A 20,232-nucleotide genomic window follows, 5' to 3' on the forward strand; every position below is an offset into this window, starting at 1 on the left:
TAGACTTTATAAATTAATCGTGTTTTTATGACAGTTTCAAATTTGTCAAGCCGCATGGCTTTGGGAATAGATATAGGAGGTACCAACACTAAGTTTGGTTTGGTGAACCACAGAGGGGAAATTTTAGGAAAAGGAAGGATAAAGACAGACTATGATGATATAGATGATTTTATAAACGCACTCTATAAAGAAATAGAACCTATATTAGAACAACACGATGCTAAAAGCCAATTAGAAGGTATAGGCATAGGAGCTCCTAACGGTAACTATTATAAAGGTACTATAGAAAATGCACCTAACCTCAAATGGAAAGGAATAGTGCCTCTAGCAGAGAAAATTACTGCGAAATTTGGGGTGCCGTGTAAGGTAACTAATGATGCCAATGCAGCGGCTTATGGAGAAATGATGTTTGGGGCAGCAAGAGGAATGAAAGACTTTATAATGATAACTCTAGGTACAGGTGTTGGGAGTGGAGTTATTGCTAATGGTCAGTTGGTGTATGGTCACGACGGTTTTGCGGGGGAACTAGGGCATACCATAGTAAAACCAGGGGGAAGAAAGCACTGGAGTACAGGTTCGGAAGGGAGTTTAGAGGCTTATGCATCTGCAACAGGCATTGCGATAACAGCTAAAAAGATGAGGGCAGAGTTTCCAGAATCTATGCTTAATAACTATCCAGAGGAACAGATTAACGCTAAAACAGTACACGAGTGTGCTTTGGCAGGAGACCCTACGGCAGTAGAGGTCTTTAGATATACTGGTCAAAAATTAGGGGAAGCATTGGCTAATTTTGTTATGTTCTCTTCTCCAGAGGCTATTTTATTATTTGGTGGTGTTATAAAGGCGGGAGATTTCATTCTAAAACCAACAAGGCTGCATATGGAGAGAAACTTGTTACCCATATTTAGAGGAAAAGTAAAATTAGTTTTTAGTGAACTAGACGAAGCAGATGCAGCAATATTAGGAGCCAGTTCTCTAGTTTGGGAAAAATAATTATTTACAAAGTGATATAAATAAAAAAGGAGAACCAATTGTGTTCTCCTTTTTTATTTGAATTTTATAATGATTCTTTAGCTTATAGGCTAACTCTTCTAAATCCTACGATTTCTACATCATCACCGAAAGACTTCACATATTCAGCTACTTTTTTGCTGTCGTCTTTAATGAAGTTTTGGTCTAATAATGCTTTCTCTTGGTCTAGAGTTGTGTTATCACTGATGAATCTTTGGATTTTACCAGGAATAATTTTATCCCAAATTTGCTCAGGCTTACCTTCTGCTTTTAGTTCTGCTTTAGCATCTTCTTCAGCTTGTTTTAGAACTTCTTCAGTAAGTTGTGCATAAGAGATGTATTTAGGTACATTCTTCAAAGGCTTACCTAAACGAACTAGCTCTTCGTTTTCTTTCTCGATTACAGCGATACGAGCTTCAGTTTCGCTAGCGATGTAAGCTGGATCAAAATCTTTGTAAGAAAGTGTTTCAGCTCCCATAGAAGCTACCTGCATAGACACATCTTTAGCTAAATCTGCAGCTTGATCGAAGCTTTTAGAAAGAGCAGTGATAGCAGCGATTTTATTTCCTACGTGGATATAAGCTCCTAGATAAGCACCTTTAATAGTTTCAAACGCACCGATTTCAATTTTCTCTCCGATAACTCCCGTTTGCTCGATAAGTTTATCAGCTACGGTCATTCCTCCGAAGTCAGAAGCTAAAAACTCTTCTTTGCTAGAGTAGTTAATTGCTTGTTCAGCTAATTTGTGAGCTAGTGCCACGAAATCTTCGTTTTTAGCTACGAAGTCAGTCTCACAATTAAGAGCGATGATAGCACCTGCAGTGTTGTCTGCATTTACTTTAGCAATAACAGCTCCTTCTGCAGACTCTCTGTCAGCTCTATTAGCAGCTACTTTTTGTCCTTTTTTTCTAAGGATTTCTATTGCTTTATCAAAATCTCCTTCAGCTTCTACTAAAGCTTTTTTGCAGTCCATCATTCCTGCCCCTGTAGTGTTTCTTAGTTTTGCAACATCTGCTGCAGCTGGTGAATACATAATAATAATATTTTTAGTTATTTTTTATCTCTATATTTGGGTCTCTAAATAAACCCGTGCAAAGATAATAATTTTAGCATAAACTAAAAATAGAGTTTTTGCGTTGTTTTAGATAACGAGTAAAGAGTTTAAATTATAAGAGAGATGAAAATGAAATTTAAAATCCTAATGATATGTGGACTACTTTTTAGTACGGTTTTATGGGTAAATGCACAATCAAAATATACGCCTCAACAGGTGGAGGCATCTGACGATATTAAGGTAATTGCTAATTTTATAAAGTATAATCCAGACCACCCTGATACGCCTAAATTTAAGGCTAAACTTTATAATATACTTAATGGTAATACCTCAAATGATTCTAAAAAGAAAACAGCATCTACTCCAGTAGTGGTAGAAAAAAAAACATCATCTAAGACAACTAATAATACTAAAAATAATTCTTCTAAGACAGAAAATGAGAAAGCTGCTGATATGATTAACCATCTTTTAGGCGATACACCTAACGAAAATGAGGCTTATTTTTCTGTAAGAAATAAATCTAAATGCCCTATTGTTCTTAAAATTAGTGATGGTAAAAAGGTATTGGAACTAAATATCCCAGCTTCAGGTAGAAATGCGACTTTGTTGCAAAAAGGGACTTATCAATTTTCATCTACGGTATGCAACGCTCAGTTCAGCACTTCTAAAAAGGTAACTGACGATATGGAAATGGTACTAGGGAACTAAATATAAATAAAAAAGAGGTTGATAAAAACAACCTCTTTTTTTTGTTACCCTTTAAATCTACCCATTGAAATAAATTTATCTTGTCTCTGAGATTCTAACTCTTTAGCCGAGAATTTCTTAAAGGCTTTGATGTTATTTAAGATAGAGTTTTTTACATTTTGGTAAGCTACACTTGGGTCGTAGTGGGCTCCTCCTAGAGGTTCTTCTATAATACCGTCTATAATCTTTTCTTTGAGGGAGTCTTGTGCTGTTAGTTTCATAGTAGAGGCAGCTTCTTCTTTATGCTCCCAATTTCTCCATAATATAGCAGAACAGTTTTCAGGAGAAATTACAGAGTACCAAGAGTTCTCCATCATATAAACCTTGTTGCCAACACCTATACCTAAAGCACCACCACTAGCACCTTCGCCAATTACATAGCAGAAAATAGGGGTTTTAAGTTGGCACATTTCGTAGATGTTTCTTGCAATAGCCTCGCCTTGACCTCTTTCTTCCGCTTCTAATCCAGGATAAGCCCCTGGTGTATCTATAAAAGTAACGACAGGAATATTGAATTTCTCTGCCAATTTCATTAGTCTAAGAGCTTTTCGGTAACCTTCAGGGTTACTCATTCCAAATCTTCTGTGCTGTCTTTCTTTGGTAGTTCGTCCTTTTTGAGTTCCTATAAACATTACAGATTGTCCTTCAATTTTGGCTAAACCACCCACCATAGCTGTATCATCTGCGAAGTTTCTATCGCCATGCATCTCTACAAAACTGCCTTCATCTGCAATTCCTTTAATATAGTCTAAAGTATAAGGTCGGTTAGGGTGACGAGACAACTGTACCCTTTGCCAAGGCGTAAGATTACCGTATATCTCTTTCTTTTTCTTGTTGATTTTATCTTCTATTTGGCTACATGCCGTTTTCATATCCACGCCACTTTCTTCACCTACTAGAGAGCACTTTTCGTACTGCTCCATGAGTTCTTTTATAGGGGTTTCAAAATCTAAATATTCCATATTGATGAGATAATTTACCGTTCAAATTTAATAAATTTTTAATAAAAGAGATTTTAGTTTAAAACCTTCAACGCCTTTTTTAATCTGTTAAGGCTTTCTTCTTTGCCAATGATTTCCATTAAATCAGGGACATCTGGACCTTTTAGCTCCCCAACGAGTGCCAAACGCAAAGGCATCATTACTTTACCCATACCCAAAGATTTTTCTGTTGCAAAATCATGTATGGCATTTTTAATGGTTTCTGCATCAAAAGAAATAGATTCTAGTACAGTTACTAGAGCAGACATTACTTCGTGAGTATCTTCCTTCCAAGCTTTTTTAACAGCTTTGTCATCAAAAGATTGAGGGGTTTCAAAAAAGAATTTTCCTTCCTCGTAGATGTCCTTTACAAAAGTGGCTCTTTCTTTCATTAGAGAAACTATTTTCAGCAGTACCTCGTCAGAAATTTGTTTAGAATTAACACCTTCTATTTGTTTTAATTCTTCCAAAAGTTGGTCATTAGACTTTTGTTGTAGATATTGATGGTTAAACCACTTGGCTTTGTCTAAGCTAAATCTAGCACCTGCCTTGTGTACTTTGTAGAGGTCAAACTCTTGAATCATCTCTTCCATAGATAAGATTTCTTTATCGTCTGCTGGAGTCCAACCGAGAAGAGCCACCATATTTATAAATGCCTCTGGGAAATAGCCAGATTCTCTGTAACCTTTCCATATTTCTTCACTTTCAGGGTCTTTAAAATCTAATGGGAAAACAGGGAAACCAAATTTAGCCCCATCTCTTTTGCTTAGTTTACCTTTACCTTCTGGTTTTAATATCAATGATAAATGAGCGAATTCGGGAGCGTCCCAACCCATAGCTTCATATAAGAGTACATGTAACGCCATAGACGGTAACCATTCTTCCCCTCTAATCACATGGGTAATTTTCATTTCGTGGTCATCAATAATATTAGCGAAATGATAGGTTGGCATTCCATCATTTTTAACTAAAACTTTGTCGTCTAGGTCGTTGGTGTTTACGCTGAAATCCCCTCTGATAATATCTTTAAGACTTACAATTCTGTCCACAGGCATTTTGAACCTTACTACATAAGGCGTATTTTCAGCAAGTAGTTGCTCTACCTCCTCTTTAGGAAGGCTGATGCTATTTCTCAATCTGCCACGAGTTCTATAATTGTACGCAAAAACGTCGCCTCTGCTTTCAAACTCTTTTCGGATAGCATCTAGCTCTTCTGGAGTGTCAAAAGCGATGTAAGCATAATCTGTTTTTAATATTTGGTCGGTATATTGGTCATAGATAGCTCTTCGTTCCGACTGTCTGTACGGAGCATAAGGACCACCATGTTTAGGGCTTTCATCAGGGACGATGCCACACCATTCTAATGCCTCCATAATGTATTCTTCTGCACCTTCCACATATCTAGCAGAGTCGGTATCTTCTATTCTAAGGACAAAATCGCCTCCATGATGTTTTGCAAACAAATAGTCGTATAATGCCGTTCTTACACCTCCCAAATGTAAAGCTCCCGTAGGACTTGGTGCAAAACGAACGCGTACTTTTTCCATATTTTGATAATTCTTTTTTGAATCAGCAAATTTACAGAATGTAAACGCAAGTTTCTAATATTATTGAAGTTTTTTGGCACAAAAAGAATTTGTTAAACTGATATTTGTAGGTTCTTATGATGCCCAAACAAAACAGAAAAAGTATTATCTTTGCTCGGTATGGCAACAAAGGTTCTCTTCAATACGGTGGTAAATTGGTTCATTCGCCAAAGAATGGATCAGATACAAAATTTTATTAAGCATCCTATAGAAACGCAAAAGGGTATTCTTTTTTCACAACTATTCAAAGCCGAAGAAACGGTGTACGGAAAAGAATACGGATTTAAAAACATTTCTAGTTATCAGGACTTTTGTAATCAAGTTCCCATTGTAACCTACGAAGATTTTGAACCTTATATAGAAAGGGCAAGGAAAGGCGAAAAAGATGTGATATGGAATGGCTACATTAGAAAATTCGCAAAGTCTTCTGGAACCACTAATGCCAAAAGTAAATTTATTCCCATTTCTGATGAAAGTCTAGAGGGTTGTCACTTCAAAGCAGGGAAAGATTTAGTTTCTATCTATGCCAACAATCACCCAGAAAATACTTTATTTCAATATAAAAATTTAAGACTCGGAGGAAGCTCGGAACTCTACGAAGATTTCAATACTAAGTTTGGAGATTTATCGGCGATTTTAATAGAAAATTTGCCTTTTTGGGTAGAAATTACCACCACGCCTAGCAAAAAAACCTCGCTGATGTCCGAGTGGGAAACTAAACTGAAAGCCATCGTATCCGAAGTAAGACAAGAAGATGTGGGAAGCCTTACAGGAGTGCCTAGCTGGATGATGGTGCTACTACAACGCATCTTGAAAGAAACAGGTAAAGGTTCCATCTCTGAACTTTGGCCTAATTTGGAAGTGTTTTTCCACGGGGGAATCAGTTTTAAGCCTTATAGAGAACAATACAAAGAACTTGTAGGGAAAGACATCAATTATTACGAAATTTACAACGCTTCCGAAGGGTTTTTCGGCATTCAAGATAGGTCTGATAGTGATGAAATGTTACTAATGCTAGATTATGGAATTTTCTACGAGTTTATTCCTATGGAACATTTTTCCGAGACCAATCTTAAAGCAATTCCGCTGGAAGAGGTAGAAGTAGGTAAAAACTACGCTGTGGTAATTACTACTAATGGTGGGCTTTGGCGTTACTTAATAGGCGACACCGTGAGATTTACCAGCACCGACCCTTATCGCATCAAAATATCAGGCAGAACCAAGCATTACATCAACGCTTTTGGGGAGGAATTGATGATTGATAATGCCGAAATGGCTTTACAAAAAGCGTGTGAAGCAACTGCTGCTAAGATTACCGACTATACCGCCGCTCCTATCTTTATGAAGGGAAATGAAAGTGGGGCTCACGAGTGGGTTATAGAGTTCAGCCAAACACCTAGTGATATGGCAATTTTTGAAAAGGTATTTGATGAAACTTTAAAATCCATCAACTCCGACTACGAAGCCAAGCGTTATAACGATATGACGCTTAAAAAACCCGTGATTCATATTGCTAGAGCCAACTTGTTTTACGATTGGTTGGAAAGTAGAGGGAAACTAGGCGGACAAAACAAAGTTCCTCGTCTAAGCAACGATAGAGAGTACATAGACCCTATTCTTGAACTAAATAGATAGTATCGTTAATTTTTTTGGTAAGTTAATTCTCTTACTTTTCAAAAAGCATTTTGGTAATAAAATCTTTATCGCCTTTACCTCTAGCGGGAGAGTATTCTCTACCATAGAAAATAATTTGCAGATGTAAGCTATTCCATTTGTCTTTTGGAAAAATCTTTTTGGCGTCTTTTTCAGTTTCGGTTACATTTTTTCCAGAAGTGAGTTTCCATTGAGTCATCAGCCTATGGATATGGGTGTCCACAGGAAATGCAGGAACGCCAAAGGCTTGGCTCATCACCACTGAAGCCGTCTTGTGCCCCACACCAGGTAAGGCTTCCAATTCTTCAAAAGATTGGGGAACTACGCCTTGGTGTCGCTCTACCAACAACTCCGCCATTGCTTTAAGGTTTTTAGCTTTGGTGTTTGATAGACCTATTTCTTTAATTAAATTTTTAATTTCATCAACTTCCAACTCTTTCATCTTGAAAGGTGTATCTGCTACGGCAAATAGTTGGGGGGTTACTTCATTCACTTTCTTGTCGGTAGTTTGTGCCGAAAGAGCCACGGCAACTAGCAAGGTGTATGGGTCTTTGTGGTCTAGAGGGATAGGCGTCTCGGGATATAGGCGTTCTAACTCTTGTATGATGATTTCGGCTCTTTGTTTTTTGGTCATTTTAAACTAAATTTGGGACAAAAATAAACATTATGATAAACATAGGTGGTAGCCTTCCTACTTTTACGGTAAAAAATCAAGACGGAAAAGAGGTGAGTGCATCAGACTTTAAGGGTAAAAAATTAGTAATATTCTTTTATCCTAAAGCCAACACGCCAGGGTGCACAGCAGAGGCGTGTAATTTAAGCGAGAACTACGAGGCTCTACAAAAACAAGGCTATACTCTTTTGGGTGTAAGTGCCGATTCTGTGGAAAAACAAAAGAAATTTCACGATAAATTTAACTTTCCTTATGACCTTCTAGCCGATGAAGAAAGACAAATCATAGAGGCTTTTGGGGTATGGCAACTTAAAAAGTTTATGGGGAAGGAGTTTATGGGTATTGTTCGTACCACCTTTATTTTTGATGAAAATGGCGTGTGTACGAGGATTATAGATAAAGTAAAAACAAAGGAGCATTCGGCTCAAATATTAGAATCTTAAATTATTAGTTATGAAGTTTAAATATTTGTATTTAGGAGTGGCTGCTGTGGCGTTGGCGTCTTGTAGCACTCAACAAAAAACCGCTAAAATGAATTACCCTGAAACTAAAAAAGTAAATCATACAGACACTTACTTCGGAACACAAGTAGAAGACCCTTACCGTTGGTTGGAGGACGACCGTGCGGAGGATACCAAAGATTGGGTAAAGAGACAAGTGGTTTTTACACAGAACTATCTAGACCAAATTTCTTTCCGTAACGAAATTAAAGACCAACTGAAAGAAATCTGGAACTACGAAAAAATTTCTGCTCCTTTTAAAGAAGGTGATTATACCTATTTCTACAAAAATGATGGGCTACAAGCTCAATCGGTGTTGTATAGAAAAGATAAGAACGGCAATACAGAGGTATTCTTAGACCCTAATCAGTTTTCTAAAGATGGAACAACTTCTCTAGCGGGTATTTCTTTTAATAAGAAAGGAAACTTGGTCGCTTATAAAATTTCGGAAGGTGGTAGCGATTGGAATAAAATCATCATTCTAGATGCCATTACTAAAAAACCGATAGACGAAACTTTAGTAGATGTTAAATTTAGTGGGATTTCTTGGCTAGGAGACGAAGGTTTTTTCTATTCTAGCTACGACAAACCAGACGGAAGTGTACTTTCTGCTAAGACTGATATGCACAAAGTCTATTTCCATAAATTAGGAACTAAGCAGTCCCAAGACCAGCTCATTATAGGGGGAGAAAATTTCAAAAGGAGATATATGAGTGCTGGCGTTTCCGAAGACCAGCGTTATCTTATCCTTTCTGCAGCTAATGCGACTAACGGCAATGAGCTTTATATTAAAGATTTAAAAAACAACACAGATTTTATCCCAGTTCAGAAAGGCTACGATTATAATACCGATGTGGTAGATACCAAAGGAGATTTTATCTATGTTCTTACGGATAAAGGAGCTCCTAATATGAGGTTGGTGAAGTTTGATATTAAGAATCCTAGCATTTGGACAGATGTGATTCCTGAAACGGAAAATGTCCTAAGGGTATCTACAGGAGGAGGCTATATCTTTGCTAATTATATGAAAGATGCCGTAACATTAGTACAGCAAATGGATTACAACGGAAAGAAAGTGAGAGATATTACTCTTCCTGGTAAAGGTACGGCAGGAGGATTCTCCGGTAAAGATTCCGAAAAAGAATTGTACTATGCTTTCACGAGCTACATTACACCGAATACTATCTATAAACTTAATGTGGAAACGGGAGTATCTTCGGTGTATCAAAAGCCAAAAGTTAAATTTAACCCAGAGGATTTTGTTTCGGAGCAAGTGTTCTACACTTCTAAAGACGGCACTAGAGTTCCGATGACCATCAATTATAAGAAAGGGCTTAAGCTAGACGGTAAAAACCCTACCATTCTCTATTCTTATGGAGGGTTTAATATCAGTCTAACGCCTTCGTTCTCTGTGGTAAATGCGGTGTGGATGGAAAACGGAGGTATCTATGCTGTGCCTAACATTAGAGGTGGTGGCGAGTATGGTAAAAAATGGCACGATGCGGGAACCAAAATGCAAAAGAAAAATGTATTCAACGATTTTATAGCGGCTGGCGAATACTTACAATCTAAAGGTTATACTTCTCCTGAATTTATGGCACTTTCTGGGCGTTCTAACGGAGGGCTACTTGTGGGTGCTACAATGACGATGCGTCCCGACCTTGCCAAAGTGGCTTTCCCTGGGGTGGGCGTTTTGGATATGTTGAGGTATCACACCTTTACTGCAGGAGCAGGGTGGGCGTACGATTATGGTACGGCACAAGATAGCAAAGAGATGTTTGAATATCTAAAATCTTACTCTCCTGTACACAATGTTAAGAAAGGCGTTTGCTACCCTTCTACTATGATTATTACTAGCGACCACGACGATAGGGTAGTCCCTGCACACTCGTTTAAGTTTGGAGCGGAATTGCAAGAAAAACAGACCTGTTCTAACCCAGCACTTGTTAGAATAGAAATGAATGCAGGACACGGAGCGGGGCGTTCTACCGACCAAGTGATAGGCGAAAATGCCGACTTAATAAGCTTTGCTCTTTATGAGATGGGCATCAGAAGTCTTAAAAAGTAAGGTGTAATACATGCTTTCAAAATAAAAATCCAACACGATAAGAGTGTTGGATTTTTTATTTCAAGTAATCTTCCACAATGTGCCATAGTGGAGTGTTGTAACTTCTAAAAAAGTTGATGTGTCCTATATTGTTTTTAGGAGAAAGTTCAGCTTTTATGATATGATATTCAGGTTTAAGATTGTGATAAGTGTCCATTAAACTTTTAACGCCTTTTTCTGTGAGCCAGCTGTCATCATCGGCGTAGAGAACCAAAGTATCCTGATGGAGATGCTCTGTATGGTCATAAGACATTTCTAGTAGTTTAAGAGTAGATTTTTTGTTGAGAATAAGCCTTCTCCAATCGTAAACTACACCCTTTGGAAGAGATTCTCCTAGACCAAGAATAGAGGCAGGGAAATACCCTAACATTTCGGTAAGTAGAGGTTGCAATATACCAAAACCTAGGTAAGCAGCCCATCTAGTTTTAGAATCTAAGTGTTTTACATAAGCGTCTTGAGCTCCTATAAATATTATCTTTTTAAAAAGATTAGTGTCTGGGTTCATTCCTGTAATCAAAGCTCCTACGGAATGTCCCATAATATATTTCTCGTAATGAGGAAAATGTGTTTTGATGTAGTTGGTTAATGTTTTATAGTCTTCGGTTCCCCATAGCCTCATACTGGCTTTAAAGCCTTTCATTTTAGTGGGCTTAGAAGATGCGATGCCTCTATAATCATAAGTGATTACCGTGTAGCCTTTTGCCATTAGGTATTTGGCAAAACTGTAATAGACATATTGTTTTACTCCTGTTGCTGAATTGATGAGTAATAATTTACCATTCGTATTATCTACTTCTGGTTTAAAGAGGCTTACCGCAAGAGGGTAGCCATCGGAAGTGGTAAGGGTAAATTCACTCATAAGTTGCTTAGATATTTAAGCTGAAATTGAGAGCCATCAAAAACGCCATAAGAATAGTAGGAAATCCAATCACCTAGATTAACATAAGAGGCTTCTGCTCCCACTTCCAATATCATCGGTAGGTGTCTATGCCCAAAGACGAAATAGTCTATGTGTTCCGATTTTAGTTTTTCTTTGGAATACCGTATTAAGAACTCCTTATCTTCACCCAAAAATTCTTTGTCTTCTTCGCCACTTATCATTTTGTTTTTCTGAGAAAGGTATAGGGCAAGCCTCATTGAAATATCAGGGTGAAGCCATTTGAACAACCACTGGGCTAGAGGATTGGTAAATACCTTTTTCATTCTTTTATAACCTTTATCGCCAGGACCTAAGCCATCGCCGTGGGCAAGGAGAAATCTTTTACCATTGATGGTGGCGTATCTTTTCTCAAAAAAAACGGGTATTCCGAGTTCTTTTTCAAAGTAGTCTTTCATCCATAGGTCGTGGTTACCTACAAAAAAGTAAAGGTCTATGCCTTGGTCTTTAAGTTCGGCTAGTTTGCCAAGCACCCTCACGAAGCCTCTAGGAACTACAAACTGCCACTCGTGCCAAAAATCAAACAAGTCTCCCATAAGGAACAGAACTTGGGCATCGTTCCGAATGTCTTCTAGCCATTGCACAAACTTTTGTTCTCTAAGTTTACTGGCTTCTAGAGTGGGGGCTCCGAAGTGCTGGTCGGAAGCGAAGTAGATTTTTTTTCCGTCTTCTAAGGTAATCGTCATAGCGTTGGTAACATCTGTTTTAAAAGACTAATTCTCCTCTGCAAACCATTCTCCGTAGGAGTTTTCTGTTTCGTGGAGTTTTAGATAGGCTAGTTGCACAGACTCGGGGAGCCTGTTTTTGATTTTAGCGGCAATGTCATAAAGCATATTTTCGCAAGTAGGCTGGTAGTTGCAGAATATTACTTTGTGTCCTTTGTCTTCTAACTCTTTTCCTAGACTGATGTGTGGAGAATTAGCATTAAGTAGTACAGAGTGATCCCACACATCTACAATTTCTTCTTTTACAATCTTTTTAATATCCCCAAAATCTACTACCATTCCGTTTTTGGGGTGGTCTAAATCATTGATAGGAACGCCTTTCACGGTAACAAATAGTTTGTACGAATGCCCGTGCATATTCTTGCACTTGCCATCGTAGTTGTAAAGGACGTGAGCGGTTTCAAATGAAAAAATCTTAGTAATTCTAATCATGTGGCAAAGATACTAAATAATCGGTGATGTGGTTTTATTAGTAATAAAAAAGCTCCAATCAGGGTTAGACCTTTTGGAGCTTTAGTAAGTGATTGTATGACGAAAAGCATTACATTCCGTTTCCTCCAAAGGTAAATGTGGCGGATAATCCTGCTCTAACAGTAGATAGTGGGAATGCCGTAGAAATTTTGTACTTCGTCATCAGTTGGTCGTAGAAGAAACGAATATTAAAGTTTTGTGACATATTGTAATCCGCAGATACTTTTATGCCTAGTAAACGCTGTCCTCCCGTTACTTGAGCATCATCTTTTAAGATATTGATGATAGATGTTTTGTTGTCCCTCAACGAGAAATCGGCACGAACATTAAGGTCGCTCTTAATATCTTTTGATTTACCTTTATATCTTAGTTTTAGTTTTAAATCTTTTAAAATATATCCAAAACCAAGCACATACTCAGAGCCAGAATCTTCGGTTAAGGTTTGGTTTACTAAGCCTAGTAAAAACATTCTATTTCTGTTGTAGTGAGCTCTAAACTGCATGTGGTTTCTCATAGTAACATCAGCACCTACAAAAGGAGCAAACTCTTCTACAAACATAGCTTGAGAAAATACATAAGGATTCAGTCTATTGCCTCTTACATCTAGAGCATTAGGATTGTTATAATAATCTATATTAGACTGTATTCCTGTAGCTGTATAGGTAGAAGTGTAGGCATGCTGTATATCAAACTTCTCAAACTGACTGTTGATAAATGGAATGTTTCTAAGCCCAGAGTAAGTAAGTCGCCAGTTAGGTAACGGGAAGTTAGGGCGAGTAGGGTTTTTCATAGAAACTGATTTCCCTGATAACGCAGAGCGGAATGCAGGAACCAAAACATAAGTGTTGGCAATACTATAGCCCTCCACGAAACCGTCAGTCATCAAGTTACCACTATTAAGTCTAGAAAACTCTCTAGCTCTAGCTTTAATATCGTTAAAGATGTCTGTGCTATTTTTTAGAGTAGTACCTAGTAGGAACTCTGTGTTAGAGTAGCTTATCATCTCGTTAGCAAAAGAGAATTGTATACCATTGGCACGATTGCCATCTAAGTCTATATTAAATCCGCCGTGAGTGAGCATTTTATTATAAGTTTGAAGGAAGTTAACATCTACCCTCAAATTCTTTATAGGCTCTATAACGATATTAGCCGTAACATTTCTATTGCTCATTTGGGTATAAGGGTCGTTAAGATACTCTGACTGAGTAACCCAATTATTTTCTACGGCGAGTCTTCTAATGTCAGCCTGAGAGCCTAGTAGGAAACCACTGGTAGGTCCTCCAAATCCTCTTCGTCCTATACCAAAAAAGTTCGGTTCTGAAAGTATCCCAGGAAGTACGGTTCCGTTATTTTCATTAAAATTAAGGTTAGCTTGCTTAATGGAAGTTAAAGCCGACATTACTTTCTGAGTTAAAGATAATTGATTTTTAAATCTATAAGACTTAAACTTAAATCTCTTACGGCTATTTTCATTAGCAAAAGCCTTTTCATAAACCTGATTAAGCGAGTCTATTTCTCTATTTCTTCCTTGTCGGATAGAGTCTAACTTTTTAAAATATTTAAACTTTCCTAACAACAAAGGAATGTCCACCGAAGCAGTGGCTACCTTATTATTGGTGTTTTGAGCTACATTTCCTAGATTTCCATTAGCACTATTAAGAAGTACAGTAGACCTTGCATTCCAATTGTATTGCAGCCCATAGCCTAACTCTGCATTGATGAAATCTAGGTAAGGGAAGTGTTCAAAAGGCAAACGGTAATTAAATTGTATTCTGTGGTTATAGAGTACAGGTCGTCCCACTTTAAACGGATTTTGGAAGATAGATCTGGTGTCCATAGTATTTACTGCCCAGTCATCGTTAAGAGTTCTAGTGGCAGAGAATATTTCGGCTTTGAAAGACTTAGTGAAATTAAATCCTAGGTTATACTGCCAACCAAAGAAGAAATTTCTGTTTTTAAGAACATCAAAGTTTTGAGAACCATTGCCATTGAGTAGGGCTTCAATATTTCTAAACTCTAGTTCGCTATAATTTCTATCTAGCTCTGTTCTGAAAGAAAAACGAGTTGGGATAGGGTTGATATTGAACTCTTTAATCCATTTTACATAAGGAACTATCTTAGCAGTATCACTTATAACTTTGTTGAACGGTTTTATTACCCAAGGTTTAAAGTTATAGTTGTAGTCTATATAAGCCTTTAGATTTTGTCGGTAGTTTTTCTTGGTGTAGATGTCTCTGTAATAGTCGTCGTGATAAACTGCTGTGAGGGCTAAGTTCTCTACATCGTAGAACTTAGGCTTCTTATCAGAGTTTACCCTTTCTTTTCTCATATTCACCACGCCAAAACTTCTTTGCTGAGTGTAAGTTCTCACCACTTGTTTAAGTTGGTCTTTTTTGGGGTCTTCATTAAAGAGGACATCATCATTAAGAGGATTATATTTAGGGTCCTCAATAGTTTGGGTGTAAGAGTAATTAACTGGGATTTTCATTCCTGCTTTTTCAGGAAGGAATTTATCCACATTTACTGTCGTGTTGATGGAGAATGCGGTGTTTTGTGTTTGCTGTCTTTGAGTAGGTTTTTGGTCTATAGAACCAAACCCTATGGTAGAGATAGCAGCGTTGGCATTTACATTAGCAAAATCGCCTAGGTTAAAGTTGAGGTTAGCGTTGGCTGCATAGCCTCCTTTGTTTTCTATTCCAGAAAGACGAATTTCGTTCACCCAAAGTACTAAATCTTTAGAATCAGAACCTGTATTTCTTACCCCAATCACGATGGTAGAAATGTTACCTAAACTAGGGCGTCCTTTGGTAAATATAGCTCTGTGACTATCACCATATTCTTGGTCTTTATACCTTTGGTCTAGACTTATCCCTGCGGTTTCTCTTCTTAGTTTGGCATTGATGAATTCTTTTAGATTAAAGTTAATAGTATTCTCAGCTGGCCAAATATCTAGTGGAGAAGTTGCGTTTTTAGCGGTGTATTTTAGCGAAGCCTCATACTCGTAGTAGTTGTCTATGGCATCACTTCCTAGACGGATGAAGAACTTGGCATTTTGGTCTAGCTTGTTAGATGTAACATCTTTAAGGTCTTCGGCGTGTACAAAAAGTTCTAATTTTTCGTAACGACGCATATCCAACGCTACATTCTTAAACACTCCTCTAGAGGCGTGTGATGTTTTAGAAAGATTGGTTGCCTTTAAGTAAAGAGAAGCCTCATTTTGTCTTTGTGCTCCAGTAGTTCCACTTAGTACCTGTCTGTTTATGCCAGGAGGAATAACATAAGGTGGAGTCCCTTTTGAGTTTTCCTCTAAATTAACACTTCCTACATCAAAGTTAGAGTTATCTATGTTGTAGTTACCTTCCTCAGATTCGTTGATAACTGCAATGTTTTTAGTGAATTTTCTCCAGTCTGATCTTACCAAATCAAAAGTACCAAATCTTAGTGTTGAGGTTTCGTCAAATCCTTTAAGAATCATTCTCGCAAACCTTACATTATTTAGGATAGCATCACTAGCTTCTCCAGCATCAGCATCAAACTGTTTAACAGGAATACGGAATAAAAACCATTTACTTCTACTAGTTTGTCCATTTTGGAATTTGGCTTCGGTTTCCTTTTCATCTACGATAAAGTTTTTTCCTAAAACTAAATTGGCTTTATCTAAATTGATGGTGTATTGGTTATAACTTTCGCTTTGGTCTAAGTTAAAATCACCGTTGATGTCTTCAGTGTTAGGTGTTTGAGACGATACCTCCATTGAGTTGGCTTTGGAGTTTCCGTCTGGATTTCTAAAATATCTGTAACGCTCTACTACCGAAGAAGCTAAAGCACCTTGGAATTGTGTGGAAAGGTAAAACACGAAGTCGTCTGCTGCAGGGTCGGTAAGATTAGTCACAGGATTGACGAAAGTTGTGCCGAATTTAGTGGCTTCCTGAACATTGTCTAAACCATCATAACCTACATCTTGTGCAGTTCTATTAGCACCTTCAGAAGAGAAGGCATATAGAACAGGCTGTTGGTCTGGCTGAGTTCCCCAATTACTTTCGGAAGTTCTTGCAGGAGCTTCTGGAGTAGGTAATCCGTTTTCGTATTGTAGCTTACCGTCTTTCAGAATATCTTCTGATATATTTCCTAAATGAAGTAGTAATTTAGGGTTGGTACCTAGCATTTTTCCATCAGCGTAAGGATCCATTAGCCAAAATTCAACATATTCAATATTGGCATTGGTAAAGTTAGACACAGAGATAGGTCTCATCATACCAGCCCATCTTTCCGCAGTAGATTCGTTGGCAGGATTTAGGTTGTATGGACCTCTTTCGGTAGGGTAGTAGGTAACGTCTAAGGTATTGGTATAGGTTTGGTCACCAGCAACAAAATCTCTGCTGTTGTAAAGTTCATTCATTCTCACACGGCGTGATGCGTGGTTAGACAACGCATCAGCAGTGATGCCATTAGGAGCTTTTCCGCCAACACCATAGAATCTAGGGTCTATATAATACCAAGATAATAGACCTCTACCATAGCCATTTTTAACATCATTGTCTAATGCTGAATTTCTGAATATAATATCATTGTGGTTTTTCTCCGGTTTAGATGCTAAAGCCCAAAGAGCAGGTTCTTTTAGTGATATTTTTGAAGTGGTTTGGTCAAAATCATCTACATAGGCTTGGTCGTTAATATCCTTATTTTGCCCTGGGATAAGATACGCTGCTTCTGCTTTAAAATTAAGGTAAGATGGTGCTTCGGTATTGATGAGCGGAACCTTATCAGTAAGCCTTGTAAGGAAAGGTAACTCGTTATTATACATAACATTCATACCCAACATTGTGTTATTAACTGCTTCTTGCCCCATCTGAACTTTTTGGGTAAGAGGTCTTTCGGCATAATTCATCGCAGTAGCCCCAATGATAAATTTATCACTGATTTTTCTTTCCAAATTCAATCCCCAAAATCTTCGTCTTTGGGTATTAAAGGTCATTTGGTTTTCTAAAGAGATATTGATGGCTTGTCCAGATTGTTTAAGAGCTTCGTTGATGATAGTTACTTGCCCTAGCATATAATCTACGGTATAATCTACTCCTTCTGTAAGTTGAGCTCCGTTGGCAGTTACTCGTACGGAGCCTTTAGGCACATTTATCGCCCCTAGAGAAATGCCTTGTCCTTGCCCACCTTGGTAGCGTCCTTCTATGGTATATCTTTGTGCCAGAGGGTTTTGTGTAGCTACTTGCTTTTGTTGTTGGTACAATTCCGAGAATACGAATTGAGGGTCGTTACTCCCTAAAGTACTTGCCATAAAACTACCAAAAGGCTGAGCTTTGGTAAAGATAAGCTTTCCATTGGCAGGGTCTATGGTAATGCCATTAACAAAGTCAAATAAACCGTCTCCTAAAGTACTTCCGTTGGATTGTAAGTCATTATTGAGATTGAGCCTGTCCCAATTTAGGAGTTTTAAAAGGTTGGTGTCTTGTACAGGTGTGTTAGGTAGATAGTTAACTTTACCGTTTTTAGGGTCTCTATAATATACATTGAGGAAGAACTTATCCGAAGTTACCCCGTTAGCATTAAGGCTATAGATGTTTTTCATCATCAAGTTCCACATAGGAGAAGTGGTTTTTACTAAAACATTGGGCTTTAGTAATTTGGTTACAAGAACCGAACTTTCCTCCGAAAACTCTCCCACTTTGTAAACTTGGTTAGAACCATTAACGGTGTAAGAGTAAGAAACCGCTAAGAGCTGGTTGTCATTAAGCCTTTGGTTTAAGGATATATACCCTAGTTGCGGGTGAAATGTAAATTCATTTTGATTAAGCCTTCTCGCTCTTCTGTTAAAAATGAACTGTTCACCGTCTGTATAAGTTTCAAGAGTACCTGAAGCGTTGGGAAATGATTGCTGATTGATAGTAGAATAGGCTGTATTAGCATCTCTGATACCAGCTAAGGCACTAATGCTTTGGTAGAGATTGTTTTGTGTGTTATTTGGATATTGTGCAGAACCTTCCCCTAAATCTCTTACGGCTACTATACTTTTTTGATTTTGTAGGTTACTCGCTGTTTGGTCAAGAACCCAAACTTCTATACGAGTGATATTGATTTTAGAATTGATTTGAGGGTAGTTTGCTAAGGCATTGTCGTAATTTTGGAAGAAATATTGTCCTAAATAATAGTGCTGGTTGTCTTCGTAGTCTATGGCATTTATTTTAAAGGTATTGAGTACACCTCCACCTTGTGCCACTACAGTTCTTGCTTCTCCTTGTTGTTGAGAAAGGACTAATGTACCGTAAGTTTTGCCCAACTGAAATTCAGTTTTTAAACCAAATAACGATTGTGAGCCTCGCATAAGACTAGTAGATAGAGGCATATTAACATTACCAAATTCTACATTCTTGATGATTTTATCCTCACCTGTTCTTTTGCTTTCTCCTAATGTTTTGGATTGTAGGTCTTTCCAAGTACCCTTTGCACGCCATGCTAGATTAAGTCTATTTTCAAAAGCGAAACCGCTTTGGGTATCGTAGTTGGCTTTTAGTTGTAAGTTTTCGCCTACCTTACCAAGTATGCCTAGCTGTATTCTCTGCTGAATATTAAATGCAAAATTCTTTCTGTTTTGTGGTAAAATAAGCGGATTGTCAATTCTTTGGTAAAGTCCACCTAAATCAAAAGAAGCAAATCCCTGTGGAATAAGCTCTATTTTATTACCTCCAAAAATAGTTTCAAACAGTTTGTTCTTTATGTTGATGCTAGGAAGAAGCTTTTTTTTCTCTGCATCTTTTGGCTCTTTTACATTATTAGCCAAGTCATATTGGAGTGATTTTTCTTGGTAATAATTTCGTAACCCAATAGATTTTACATAAGCACCATATTCCGAAGGAGTCATTACGATAGGTGTGCCTGTAACCACGTTTCCTACCTTAGGATAAAGGAAATAAACGCCTTCTTTTACATCGTAAAAAGCCTCATATCGAACAGGATTTGGAAGGCTAAGTTGAGGTTGAGAATTTGGAGTGTCTTTTTCTGTTTGGGAGTAGGTAAGGTTACTAAAGAACACAAACCCTAAAACCCATAGTAATTTATGTAGGGCGTAATTATGATGATGTGGCTTCACTTATTTTAAATATTTTTCAAAATTTGTTTTACTAAATCTTCCGTTTGAATTTCTGGATTTTGTTTCAAAATTTTGTCTGCTAATTTTTCTGACATTTTTTTAGGGATTCCTAAAACTTCTAATGCAGATAACGATTCTTCTTTCACTTTATTATCAATAACGGTAGAAATATCAGATTCATCTGCTCCAAAATGTAGTACTTTATCCTTTAAATCAATGATAATTCGTTGTGCAGTTTTAGTGCCTATACCCTTTACTTTTTGTAATACAGCACTATTGCCAGAGAGTATGGCTTGTGCTATTTCTCTTAATTCTAGTGAGGAAAGCATAATCATAGCAGAGGCTGGTCCTACACCATTTACAGAAATAAGTAGGTTAAACATTTCTTTCTCTTTTAGCTCCGAAAAGCCGTACAATAAGTGAGCGTCTTCTCGAATGATTTGCTGTGTGTAGATTAAAGATTCTTTCCCAATGGAGAAGTGTTTAGAAGTGTTTACACTAACGCTTACAAAGTAGCCTATGCCGCCAGTTTCTATAACTAAATGGGTTGGGCTAAGCTCCTGAACGATACCTCGTAGAGAATAAATCATATACTGCTAATTTTGAGGTGGCTAAATTAAAGTTTTTTTAGGACTAAATCTTTCTTTTGCGATTAAAAGAATGATGTTTTTTAACTTTAATATAAAATA

The 20,232-nt window shown here is 37.6% G+C and carries 14 protein-coding genes; 5 read left to right on the forward strand and 9 right to left on the reverse strand.

All coding sequences use genetic code 11. The annotated features are described in order from the left end of the window. Positions 1 to 27: 27 nt before the first annotated feature. Entirely contained in the window at positions 28 to 993 is a 966-nt protein-coding gene (locus tag D1J36_RS06170) for an ROK family protein (protein WP_154137637.1), read from the forward strand. An 82-nt stretch (positions 994 to 1,075) separates the two neighbouring features. On the opposite strand, the gene tsf is transcribed toward D1J36_RS06170, so the two are convergent. Then, positions 1,076 to 2,044 carry a translation elongation factor Ts gene (gene tsf / locus D1J36_RS06175; protein WP_154137638.1) on the reverse strand — a complete coding sequence of 323 codons (969 nt, stop codon included), beginning with the start codon at positions 2,042 to 2,044 and terminating at the stop codon, positions 1,076 to 1,078. A 144-nt stretch (positions 2,045 to 2,188) separates the two neighbouring features. Between tsf and D1J36_RS06180 the strand changes: the two genes are divergently transcribed. Then, a complete protein-coding gene (locus tag D1J36_RS06180) occupies positions 2,189 to 2,773 on the forward strand; it encodes a DUF6759 domain-containing protein (RefSeq protein WP_154137639.1) in 585 nt (194 codons plus the stop codon). Between the two features lie 44 nt (positions 2,774 to 2,817). Here the strand turns inward: D1J36_RS06180 and D1J36_RS06185 are convergent, their stop codons facing one another. Together D1J36_RS06185 and gltX are read right to left on the reverse strand one after the other, a co-directional pair. Next, positions 2,818 to 3,774, reverse strand: a complete 957-nt coding sequence (locus D1J36_RS06185; protein ID WP_064969922.1) for an acetyl-CoA carboxylase carboxyltransferase subunit alpha — start codon at positions 3,772 to 3,774, stop codon at positions 2,818 to 2,820. 53 nt (positions 3,775 to 3,827) lie between these two features. Then, a complete protein-coding gene (gene gltX, locus D1J36_RS06190; RefSeq protein ID WP_154137640.1) occupies positions 3,828 to 5,339 on the reverse strand; it encodes a glutamate--tRNA ligase in 1,512 nt (503 codons plus the stop codon). Positions 5,340 to 5,498: 159 nt separating this feature from the next. Here gltX and D1J36_RS06195 point away from each other — a divergent pair, with 159 nt between their 5' ends. After that, positions 5,499 to 7,013 (forward strand): GH3 auxin-responsive promoter family protein, encoded by a 1,515-nt coding sequence (locus D1J36_RS06195; RefSeq protein WP_154137641.1) that lies wholly within the window; start codon positions 5,499 to 5,501, stop codon positions 7,011 to 7,013. 31 nt (positions 7,014 to 7,044) lie between these two features. On the opposite strand, the gene nth is transcribed toward D1J36_RS06195, so the two are convergent. Then, positions 7,045 to 7,665, reverse strand: a complete 621-nt coding sequence (gene nth / locus D1J36_RS06200; RefSeq protein ID WP_154137642.1) for an endonuclease III — start codon at positions 7,663 to 7,665, stop codon at positions 7,045 to 7,047. Positions 7,666 to 7,697: 32 nt separating this feature from the next. Here nth and bcp point away from each other — a divergent pair, with 32 nt between their 5' ends. Beyond that, a complete protein-coding gene (gene bcp, locus D1J36_RS06205) occupies positions 7,698 to 8,147 on the forward strand; it encodes a thioredoxin-dependent thiol peroxidase (RefSeq protein ID WP_154137643.1) in 450 nt (149 codons plus the stop codon). Positions 8,148 to 8,157: 10 nt separating this feature from the next. Continuing rightward, entirely contained in the window at positions 8,158 to 10,272 is a 2,115-nt protein-coding gene (locus tag D1J36_RS06210; RefSeq protein WP_154137644.1) for a prolyl oligopeptidase family serine peptidase, read from the forward strand. Between the two features lie 55 nt (positions 10,273 to 10,327). Here D1J36_RS06210 and D1J36_RS06215 read toward each other — a convergent pair whose 3' ends face one another. From D1J36_RS06215 to ruvA, 5 genes are all read right to left on the reverse strand, one after another. After that, the gene (locus D1J36_RS06215; protein WP_154137645.1) at positions 10,328 to 11,170 is read right to left on the reverse strand and encodes an alpha/beta hydrolase family protein; all 843 of its coding nucleotides are present in this window, start codon (positions 11,168 to 11,170) and stop codon (positions 10,328 to 10,330) included. Beyond that, a complete protein-coding gene (locus tag D1J36_RS06220; protein ID WP_154137646.1) occupies positions 11,167 to 11,934 on the reverse strand; it encodes a UDP-2,3-diacylglucosamine diphosphatase in 768 nt (255 codons plus the stop codon). The genes D1J36_RS06215 and D1J36_RS06220 overlap by 4 nt, the downstream gene beginning before the upstream one ends. Positions 11,935 to 11,961: 27 nt before the next feature. Continuing rightward, complete coding sequence (locus tag D1J36_RS06225) at positions 11,962 to 12,405, reverse strand: 6-pyruvoyl trahydropterin synthase family protein (RefSeq protein ID WP_154137647.1); 444 nt, start codon at positions 12,403 to 12,405, stop codon at positions 11,962 to 11,964. Between the two features lie 109 nt (positions 12,406 to 12,514). Further along, the gene (gene sprA / locus D1J36_RS06230; RefSeq protein ID WP_252339347.1) at positions 12,515 to 19,543 is read right to left on the reverse strand and encodes a cell surface protein SprA; all 7,029 of its coding nucleotides are present in this window, start codon (positions 19,541 to 19,543) and stop codon (positions 12,515 to 12,517) included. 5 nt (positions 19,544 to 19,548) lie between these two features. After that, complete coding sequence (ruvA, locus tag D1J36_RS06235) at positions 19,549 to 20,133, reverse strand: Holliday junction branch migration protein RuvA (RefSeq protein ID WP_154137648.1); 585 nt, start codon at positions 20,131 to 20,133, stop codon at positions 19,549 to 19,551. Positions 20,134 to 20,232: the final 99 nt, after the last annotated feature.

Source organism: Riemerella anatipestifer, from assembly GCF_009670965.2.
Taxonomy (GTDB): Bacteria; Bacteroidota; Bacteroidia; order Flavobacteriales; family Weeksellaceae; genus Riemerella; species Riemerella anatipestifer_B.